Annotated in this window: 3 protein-coding genes; all 3 read right to left on the bottom strand. The window is 33.7% G+C overall.

The features are described 5' to 3' along the window. Nucleotides 1-221 precede the first annotated feature (221 nt). On the bottom strand, nucleotides 222-1,199 hold the full coding sequence (locus tag KKH91_08210; GenBank protein ID MBU0952785.1) for a hypothetical protein: 978 nt from the start codon (nucleotides 1,197-1,199) through the stop codon (nucleotides 222-224). Between the two features lies 1 nt (nucleotide 1,200). Further along, on the bottom strand, nucleotides 1,201-2,187 hold the full coding sequence (locus tag KKH91_08205; protein ID MBU0952784.1) for a hypothetical protein: 987 nt from the start codon (nucleotides 2,185-2,187) through the stop codon (nucleotides 1,201-1,203). Nucleotides 2,188-2,237: 50 nt separating this feature from the next. Beyond that, a partial coding sequence (locus KKH91_08200; protein ID MBU0952783.1) for a site-specific DNA-methyltransferase occupies nucleotides 2,238-2,462 on the bottom strand: 225 nt, incomplete at its 5' end.

Raw genomic sequence — 2,462 nt, 5'->3', positions numbered from 1 at the left:
CTGTCTGCGCCGTCAGTTGGTTAATGTCGTCTGGATGATGCTGAAACACAAAACCGAGTATCATTGGCCTGTTGTTTGATTAAACAAATTATTTACAAAATCGCTTGACTTTTTCTCATAGCGGATCTCTTCCTTTTTGCTCTTTTGCTTCAACGCTCGCAAAGCGAGCGAAACGGCGAGGATTTTTAAAAAAGAAAATAAAGAAAGAGGGGACAAATGAGTTAAGAATTATTTTTTAAACTTTCTTTCGAATCAACATCAATCTCTAAATTTCCAGTTGTTAGTTTCTTCTTGTTAATCCAAATAAAACCTTTATTCGGAGTTATAACAGCAACATCCACTGGTCCACCAACGCCAGGCATATCACCAGGATTACCTTGAATGCCGTCAGAAAATCTTTGTATTGCTGAAGTAGTCTGAATCATTAAAACGCAAAAATCAATGGCGTCTTGCAAAGTCATTGTTCCCCATTGAATTACATACTCCAGCCCTCTTAATTGCTTATTTATTTCTTCCTGTCCGATATTTTGAGCGCTAGTATTTACAAAAGGCAAGTTCCCAATTCTGCCGTCAAACCCTAGGACAATTCTAGAAACAACATCAATTTGCCCTATCCAGGAAGCACCATATTCTTTGCCTTTCTCCTTGCTGTCTCGTTTTTTCTGAATTTCTCCGGGGATATAACAAATATAAACTTCATGACTCCCATCCTTATTATACCCAGCAACTAAAAGATTTATCATATCAACACCACCAACTCCTTCTTTAACTTGATCTTTTGAATCTTTAAATTTGAATTTAACAATATTATTTTCAATTTTGGTTTCAATAACCTCTCCTCCCTGTCTTTGAATATCACTTTTAATCTGCTCGGGAAGATTTTTTAATTGTTCGCGATAGTTATATTTTTTATCAAAAAGATAATGCAACTTATCAGCTATATCTTTTACGCTTAAATCTTTTACATCCACCTCATGTTTAAATTCATCAATAAATTTACTAATATTTTTCATTATTCCATTCTCTGGCAAGAAAGCCAGGCCCGTGACGGCAACTCCGACACGATCATTTATTTGAAATAATTTAGAGGCATTATCACTACCAACTCGCGCCATTCCTTTATGGTTACGAAAAGATTGTCTGCTATCTGCAGAAATAACAATGCCCTCTGGTGTTGTTGTGTTTAATACTAATGACATATTATTTTGTTGAATTAATTATTAATTGTGGAAAATTATATAAAACATCTCTCATTAATGTTTTGTCCGAGCTTTGGAATGTTGTTTTTGTAATATCGACTAGAAAAAAATATCTTAAATCATTAATATCACGATCAGTTTTTTTTGACCAAAAAAGCATTTCACCGGTTCCTTTTAATGCACCGCCCGAAATTGAAAAGTCTACATATTGCGACCAAGATCTAATTTGCTTTTTAAATTCCGAAATTAAACCAAATACCTCGCTTGTGCTTAACGACGAATGGAATAATTTCATCTGTTGATTGTCATTTTCAGAAAAAGAAATATACGAAGTGCTACCATATTCTTTTCCGAATTGAAAATAATTATTAGAGTTCGCACCAGACCAAACAATTTTATAAGTGGAATTTTTATCAGGGATTACATAGCCTCCTTGAATTCCAACACTAGGCATTATAGGAGACACTACTAAATAATTGCATTGCTCTACAAATAATTTTCCAGTTGAATTGTATAGCTTGTCGAAATTTGATTTTTCCGCAATAAATTGAATATTAGGATTGAAATCATTCGGCGTAGTTCCATTTTGATTTAATAAATTTATTAAACTACTACTATCAATTAAATTTTTTTCAAAATTTGAAACATCACCTTGATGAATAATTATATTAGAAGGATTGCTCCATTGGAAAGAGTGGCTAGTTTGTGGAAAAGAAAACTCAAGGTTTAACTGAACTTTTCCAAAAAAACTTTTTTCCTGCTCAATTTCATTAATGGCTATTTGCTTTAGTATTATTGCTCGAGCTCTCCTTGGTTCACGTTCCAAATAGCCTTTTTTTGCAATTGCATCTAATATATCTTTTGCGGTCTGTTTTGAAGATACCCCCATTTTTTCAGCAAGCTCAAAAAAAGTAGGTATTTTGCCCGTTTTTTGCCCATCATATATAATTTTTACAGCTTCACGCTGACGATCAGTTAACTTTTTCATATGCTTCTATTATATACCTTACATAAGTAAGGTGTCAAGATATAAAACTGTTATTTTTCAGAAATAAACAATTTTAACCTATTATTAGCCAAATCAACATACTTTTTTTCTTTCTCAATTCCTATCCAGTTTCTCCCAAGAGCTTTCGCAACAACGGCAGTTGTCCCGCTACCCATAAACGGGTCAAAAACTAAATCACCCTTATTGCTCGCGGCTAATAAAACCTGCTGAATAAGTTTCAGGGGTTTTTGCGTTGGATGTGCCTTAATTCCGTT

It is taken from the genome of Elusimicrobiota bacterium (assembly GCA_018816525.1).
Lineage (GTDB): Bacteria > Elusimicrobiota > Endomicrobiia > CG1-02-37-114 > XYA2-FULL-39-19 > OXYB2-FULL-48-7.
This window is presented reverse-complemented; position numbering and strand designations above follow the sequence as displayed.

What these genes read in the sequence shown, in the direction of transcription:
- KKH91_08205 (MBU0952784.1), bottom strand. Translation starts at nt 2,187, where the DNA reads ATGAAAAAGTTAACTGATCGTCAGCGTGAAGCTGTAAAAATTATATAT.
- KKH91_08210 (MBU0952785.1), bottom strand. Translation starts at nt 1,199, where the DNA reads ATGTCATTAGTATTAAACACAACAACACCAGAGGGCATTGTTATTTCT.